This window comes from Herbaspirillum sp. UBA812, assembly GCF_002296545.1.
Taxonomy (GTDB): domain Bacteria; phylum Pseudomonadota; class Gammaproteobacteria; order Burkholderiales; family Burkholderiaceae_D; genus Herbaspirillum; species Herbaspirillum huttiense.
This window is the reverse complement of the sequence record NZ_DBIC01000278.1, coordinates 476-7579: the sequence shown is the minus strand read 5'-3', so window position 1 is coordinate 7579 and position 7104 is coordinate 476. Positions and strand designations below refer to the sequence as shown.

The following is a 7104-nucleotide window of genomic DNA, read 5'->3' as shown; positions in this document are numbered from 1 at the left end:
AGCAGAAGCAGGAAAACCAGGTCAAGGCAATCCGCTCCTTCATCGCGCAAAAGGTCGACGTAATCGCCTTCTCGCCGGTGGTGGAGTCGGGCTGGGAAACCGTGCTGCGTGAAGCCAAGGCCGCCAAGATTCCGGTCATCCTGACCGACCGCGCCGTCAACGTTTCTGACAAGTCGCTGTACGTCACCTTCATCGGTTCGGACTTCGTGGAAGAGGGCCGCCGCGCTGGCCGCTGGCTGCTGGACAAGGCCAAGTCCATGCCCGCCGGCGACATCAACATCGTCGAGCTGCAAGGCACCGTCGGTTCGGCACCGGCCATCGACCGCAAGGCCGGTTTCGAGGAAGTCATCAAGAGCGAACCGCGCCTGAAGATCATCCGCTCGCAGACCGGCGACTTCACCCGCGCCAAGGGCAAGGAAGTGATGGAAGCCTTCCTCAAGGCCGAGGGCAAGAAGATCAACGTGCTCTACGCCCACAATGACGACATGGCCATCGGCGCCATCCAGGCCATCGAAGAAGCCGGTCTGAAGCCGGGCAAGGACATCACCATCATCTCCATCGATGGCGTCAAGGGTGCCTTCGAAGCCATGATGGCCGGCAAGCTCAATGTCACCGTCGAATGCAGCCCGCTGCTGGGCCCGCAACTGATGCAGATCGCCAAGGACATCAAGGCTGGCAAGGAAGTCCCCAAGCGCATCACCACCGAGGAAGGCATCTTCCCGGCGGAAGTGGCGGCCAAGGAATTCCCGAACCGCAAGTATTGATGCCTGCATGACGGCAGCGCGCGCGCACTGGATTGCCCAGGGCGCGCGCGGTGCTGGTGTGGCCTGATGGGAGTGCGCAAGACGGCGCGCGCCCATCAGGATTCCGATGCTTCTGATGGAGTTGCGATGACGATGTCTGTCGGGACGCAGGCGCGTCCCATGCTGGAATTGAGCGGTATCCACAAGGCATTCGCGGGCGTGAAGGCGCTCACCGATGTCGGCCTGCGGCTGTTCCCGGGGGAAGTGCATACCCTGATGGGACAGAATGGCGCAGGCAAGTCCACGCTGATCAAGGTCTTGACCGGCGTGCATGAACCCGATGCAGGCAAGATCGAACTGGATGGCCGCGCCATTGCGCCGGCCTCTACGCTGGAGGCGCAGTCGCTGGGCATCAGCACGGTCTACCAGGAAGTCAACCTGTGTCCCAATCTTTCCGTGGCCGAGAACATCTTCGTCGGCCGCTATCCCCGCCGTTTCGGCCGCATCGACTGGAAGAGCGTGCATGCACAGTCGAAGCAATTGCTGCAGCAGCTGCAGATCGACATCGATGTCGGCGCGCTGCTGTCGTCCTATCCGCTGGCCATCCAGCAGATGGTGGCGATCTCGCGTGCGCTCTCGGTCTCGGCCAAGGTGCTCATTCTCGATGAGCCGACCTCCAGCCTGGACGAAGCCGAGGTCCAGCAACTCTTCAAGGTACTGCGCCGCCTGCGTGAGCAGGGGATGGCGATTCTTTTCGTCACCCACTTCCTGGACCAGACCTACGACATCTCGGATCGCATTACCGTGCTGCGCAATGGCGTGCGCGAAGGCGAATATCTGGTCGGCGATTTGTCGCGCCTGGATCTGGTCAACAAGATGGTCGGCGTGACGGCGGTCGATCATCGCAAGGTGGAAGCGGGCGCCGAGGCACTGGCGGCCGGGCTGTCCGCCGATGAAGCTGGCAAGGGCGAGGTGTTCCTGCAGGCTGATGGTTTCGGCCGGCGTGGCGTGCTGTCCCCGCAGGACCTGGAATTGCGGCGCGGTGAAGTCTTCGGCCTGTGCGGTCTGCTCGGTTCCGGACGGACCGAGATGGCGCGCCTGCTGTTCGGTGCCGACCGCGCCGATTGCGGGCAATTGCGCATCGAAGGGCGCAGCGTGAAGCTCGACAATCCGCGCGATGCGATTGCGGCGGGTATCGGTTTCTGTTCGGAGGATCGCAAGAAGGAGGGCGCGATCCTCGAACTCTCCGTGCGCGAAAACATCATCCTGGCGCTGCAGGCAAGGCAAGGGTTGTTCCGCGTGCTGCCGCGCAAGCGCCAGAACCAGATCGCCGCCGATTACGTCAAGTGGCTCGGCATCAAGACGGCCGACCTGGAAACCCCGATCGGCCTGCTCTCCGGCGGCAACCAGCAGAAGGCCTTGCTGGCACGCTGGCTGGCCACCGATCCGGGCATGCTGATCCTGGATGAACCCACGCGCGGCATCGATGTGCGGGCCAAGCAGGAGATCATGGATTTCGTCATCGCCATGTGCCGCAAGGGCATGTCCATTCTTTTCATTTCTTCGGAGATTCCCGAGGTTCTGCGCTGCAGCGACCGCATGCTGGTGCTGCGCGACCGCCGAGCCTGCGGCGAGTACCGTCGCGGCGAGCTCGATGAGCAATCGGTCTTGCAGGTGATCGCGGGAGAGGCCGCATGAGTGCATCCATGGATTCCAAACTGATTCCCGACAGCGCCGCCAGCGGCAGCGCGCCGGCTTTTGCAGCACTGCTGCGTCACCCGCTGGTGCGTCCCCTGGCAGCGCTGGCCTTGCTGCTGCTGATCGATTTCCTGCTGGTGCCGGGCTTCTTCAAGCTGGAGATCAAGGACGGCCACCTGTATGGCGCCCTGATCGACATCATCAACCGTGCTGCCCCGCTGATGCTGGCAGCGCTCGGCATGACGCTGGTGATCGCCACGCGCGGGGTGGACATTTCGGTGGGCGCGGTGGTGGCCATCTCGGGTGCCGTCGCGGCCGTTCTCATCGGCGGCAAGATGGTGGTGGTCAATGGTGTCTCCGAATACGTCAGCAACGTGCCGATGGTATGGGCACTGTGCGCGGCGATGGGTGCGGCACTGCTGTGCGGAGCGTGGAACGGCTTGCTGGTGGCCGGTCTCGGGCTGCAGCCCATCATCGCCACGCTGATCCTGATGGTAGCCGGACGCGGGCTGGCGCAACTGCTCACCGATGGCCAGATCGTGACGGTGTATTACAAGCCCTTCTTCTTCCTGGGCGGTGGCTACCTGTTCGGCTTGCCGTTCTCGCTCTACATCGCCGGTGCCATGTTCCTGCTGCTGGCATTGCTGATGAAGAAGACCGCGCTGGGGCTGTTCATCCAGTCGGTCGGCATCAATCCGGTGGCCTCGCGCCTGGCCGGCATCCGTACTGCCGCGCTGATCTTCTTCGTCTACATGTTCTGCAGCGCCTGCGCTGGTCTGGCGGGACTGATGATCGCTTCCAACATCAAGAGTGCCGACGCCAACAACGCCGGGCTGCTGCTGGAACTGGATGCGATCCTGGCCGTGACCCTGGGTGGCACCTCGCTGGCCGGGGGCAAGTTCAGCCTGGTGGGCAGCGTCATCGGCGCGCTCATCATCCAGACGCTGACTTATACGATCTATTCGCTGGGGGTGCCGCCGGAAGTCAATATGGTGGTCAAGTCCATCGTGGTGTTCCTGGTCTGCCTGTCGCAGTCGCCGGAATTCCGCCGCATGTTGAGGATGTCCAAATCATGATGCTTGCTTCTTCCTTGCGGCGCGCCTCGCACGCGCCGTGGTTCACCTCCATGGTTACGGTGGCGCTGCTGGTGCTGATGCTGGTCATCGGGGCGTTTGGCTACGATGGCTTCCTGTCGCCGCAGGTGATGCTGAACCTGCTGATCGACAATGCCTTCCTGCTGGTGGTGGCCATCGGTATGACTTTCGTCATCCTCTCCGGCGGCATTGACCTCTCCGTCGGGTCGGTGCTGGCGCTGACCACCATGGTGGCGGCCTTCCTGCTGCAGAGCTGGCACTGGCCACCGCTGCTGGTGATTGCGACCGTCCTGCTGATGGGCGCGGGCTTCGGTGCGGCGATGGGCGCGATGATCCATTATTTCAAACTGCAGGCTTTCATCGTCACGTTGGCCGGGATGTTCCTGGCGCGGGGGCTGTGCTACCTCATCAGCATCAATTCCATCACCATCGATGAGCCGCTGTTCGTCGAACTATCGCAGTCGCGGCTGGAGTTCGGCGGACTGTTCATCTCGCCCAGCGTGGTCATCGCCCTGATCGTGCTGGCCGTGGCGATCTGGATGGCCCATGGCACCCGCTTCGGACGCGCCGTCTACGCCATCGGCGGCAGCGAGAGCTCGGCGCTGCTGATGGGCTTGCCGGTCGGACGCACCAAGGTTCTGGTATATGCCTTCAGCGGATTCTGTGCATCGGTGGCGGGTGTGCTGTTCTCCTTCTACATGCTTTCGGGGTACGGGTTGCATGCGCAGGGCGTGGAACTGGACGCGATTGCCGCCGTGGTCATCGGCGGCACGCTCCTCACCGGCGGCTATGGTTACGTGGCGGGAACACTGACCGGCGTGCTCATCCTTGGCGTGATCCAGACCCTCATTGCCTTCGATGGCAGCCTCAGTTCCTGGTGGACCAAGATCTTCATTGGTGCGCTGCTGTTCGTCTTTTGCGTCGCGCAGCGTGTCATTTCCCTGGGAGCCCTGCGCGGCAAATCGGCTGGATCGGCGAAAGCCGCGCCAGCCGTGGCTTAGGCGGGATTTTTTAAGCTTAATTAAGATAACTTTACATAGAGGGAGTTATACCGAAAAACATATCCATTACGCTCAAAAAATCATTAGAAATGTATTGGTAAAGCAATTAATGTAGAGCCCGCAAAACAGTTGCTCTGCATGACATTCATCAGAACTAGAGGCGCTGTTTTAGATAACTACAACACGCCATTCCATAAATAGAGACTGGAGACTCGAAGCATGAAAATCAAATCCGTATTGAGCGGTATTGCCCTCGGCCTGGGCGTCACCCTGATGTCCATCAGCGCCCAAGTGAGCGCACAGAGCAAGCAGCTGGTCGGTGTGGCCATGCCCACCAAGTCTTCGGCACGCTGGATCGCTGACGGCAACAACATGGTCAAGGTCCTGAAGGAAAAGGGCTACCAGACCGACCTGCAATACGCGGAAGATGACATCCCCAACCAGCTGTCCCAGATCGAGAACATGCTGACCAAGGGTGCCAAGGTGCTGGTGATCGCCGCCATCGACGGCACCACCCTGACTGACGTGCTGCAGAAGGCTGCCGACAAGGGCGTCAAGGTCATCGCCTATGACCGCCTGATCCGTGGTTCCAAGAACGTCGACTACTACGCCACCTTCGACAACTTCCAGGTCGGCGTGCTGCAGGCACAATCGCTGGAAAAGGCCCTGGGCCTGAAGGAAGGCAAGGGTCCGTTCAACATCGAACTGTTCGGCGGTTCTTCGGACGACAACAACGCCTTCTTCTTCTACAACGGTGCCATGTCGGTCCTGAAGCCCTACATCGACAGCGGCAAGCTGGTGGTGCGTTCCAAGCAGATGGGCATGGACAAGGTCGCGACCCTGCGCTGGGATCCGGCTACCGCCCAAGCCCGTATGGACAACCTGCTGTCGGCCTTCTACACCAACGCCAAGGTCAACGCCGTGCTGTCCCCGTATGACGGCCTGTCCATCGGTATCCTGTCCTCGCTGCGCGGCGTCGGCTATGGCAGCCCGCAACAGCCGTTCCCGTATGTCTCGGGTCAGGATGCGGAAGTGCCTTCGGTCAAGTCCATCATCCGTGGCGAACAGTACTCCACCATCTTCAAGGACACCCGCGAACTGGCCAAGGTCACCGTCGGTATGGTTGACGCCGTCCTGGGTGGCAAGCAGCCCCAGATCAACGACACCAAGACCTACAACAACGGCGTGAAGGTCGTGCCTTCCTACCTGTTGAAGCCGGTCGTGGTCGACAAGTCGAACTGGAAGGAAATCCTGGTGGGCAGCGGTTACTACACCGAAGCACAACTGAAGTAAGCATCATCATGTAATACGCGGGCAGCCGGCATCCTCGATGTCGGCGCCGCCTGCGGCAGTACCGCAAGACCCAACAAGAACAAGAATCACCGTAAGAAGAACAGCATGGTCCCGCTCTGTGCGGGACTAATTCTTTCAGGAAGTCGCGCTTGCCCCACCGCAACGCGCAAGAGACAAACAAGTCCGGCTACGTGATCCACGCAAGCCCGGCAAATGAGAGGTCAGCATCATGAGCAACATTCTGGAAATGCGCGGCATCGAGAAAAGCTTCCCGGGTGTGAAGGCGTTGAACAACGTCAACCTGGCCGTGCGCGAAGGCGAGATCCATGCGATCGTCGGCGAAAACGGCGCCGGCAAATCCACGCTGATGAAGGTGCTCTCGGGCGTCTACCCGCACGGCAGCTATTCCGGCGACATCGTCTACAAGGGTGAGGTGCGTGCCTTCAAGGATATCCGCGACAGCGAACACCTGGGCATCATCATCATCCATCAGGAGCTGGCGCTGGTGCCGCTGCTGTCGGTGATGGAAAACCTGTTCCTCGGCAACGAGCAAGCCCGCGGCGGCGTGATCGACTGGGAACAATCCTACGTGCGCGCCAAGGAACTGCTGGCCAAGGTCGGTCTGAAGGAATCCCCGCTGACCAAGGTCGGTGACCTCGGCGTGGGCAAGCAGCAGTTGATCGAGATCGCCAAGGCGCTCTCCAAGGAAGTCAAGCTGCTGATCCTGGACGAGCCGACCGCCAGCCTCAATGAAAGCGACTCCGATGCGCTGCTGGAACTGCTACTGGAACTGAAGCGCCAGGGCATCGCCTCGATCCTGATCTCGCACAAGCTCAACGAAATTTCCAAGGTAGCCGATTCGATCACCGTGCTGCGCGACGGCACCACGGTCGATACCTTCGACTGCCGCGCTGAACCGATCAGCGAAGACCGCATCATCCAGCACATGGTGGGCCGCGAAATGGCCGACCGCTATCCGCAGCGCGATCCCAAGATCGGCGAGGTGATTTTTGAAGTGCGCGACTGGCGTGTACACCACCCGCTGCACTCGGACCGCCTGGCCATCAAGGATGTCAACATGACCGTGCGCGCCGGCGAGATCGTCGGTATCGCCGGTCTGATGGGTGCGGGCCGTACCGAGCTGGCCAAGAGCATCTTCGGCCGTGCCTACGGCAAGAAGATCACCGGCCAGGCCTTCCTGCACGGCAAGGAAGTGGACCTGTCCACCATCGAGAAGGCCATCGACAAGGGCATCGCCTACGTCACCGAAGACCG

Annotated in this window: 6 protein-coding genes; all 6 read left to right on the top strand. The window is 61.1% G+C overall.

The window, feature by feature from the left end:
• Positions 1 to 764, top strand: a 764-nt coding sequence (locus B3873_RS19245) for an ABC transporter substrate-binding protein (protein WP_286868293.1), incomplete at its 5' end; no start/stop codon positions are given.
• Between the two features lie 126 nt (positions 765 to 890).
• Entirely contained in the window at positions 891 to 2441 is a 1551-nt protein-coding gene (locus B3873_RS19240) for a sugar ABC transporter ATP-binding protein (RefSeq protein ID WP_034336094.1), read from the top strand.
• Positions 2438 to 3517, top strand: a complete 1080-nt coding sequence (locus B3873_RS19235; protein WP_039789111.1) for an ABC transporter permease — start codon at positions 2438 to 2440, stop codon at positions 3515 to 3517. Before B3873_RS19240 ends, B3873_RS19235 begins: the two co-directional genes overlap by 4 nt.
• Positions 3514 to 4536 carry a galactofuranose ABC transporter, permease protein YjfF gene (gene yjfF / locus B3873_RS19230; protein ID WP_039789108.1) on the top strand — a complete coding sequence of 341 codons (1023 nt, stop codon included), beginning with the start codon at positions 3514 to 3516 and terminating at the stop codon, positions 4534 to 4536. The genes B3873_RS19235 and yjfF overlap by 4 nt, the downstream gene beginning before the upstream one ends.
• 219 nt (positions 4537 to 4755) lie before the next feature.
• The gene (chvE, locus tag B3873_RS19225; protein WP_276841322.1) at positions 4756 to 5829 is read left to right on the top strand and encodes a multiple monosaccharide ABC transporter substrate-binding protein; all 1074 of its coding nucleotides are present in this window, start codon (positions 4756 to 4758) and stop codon (positions 5827 to 5829) included.
• 229 nt (positions 5830 to 6058) lie between these two features.
• Positions 6059 to 7104 (top strand): ATP-binding cassette domain-containing protein (locus tag B3873_RS19220; protein ID WP_286868287.1); only part of this gene is annotated, 1046 nt, incomplete at its 3' end.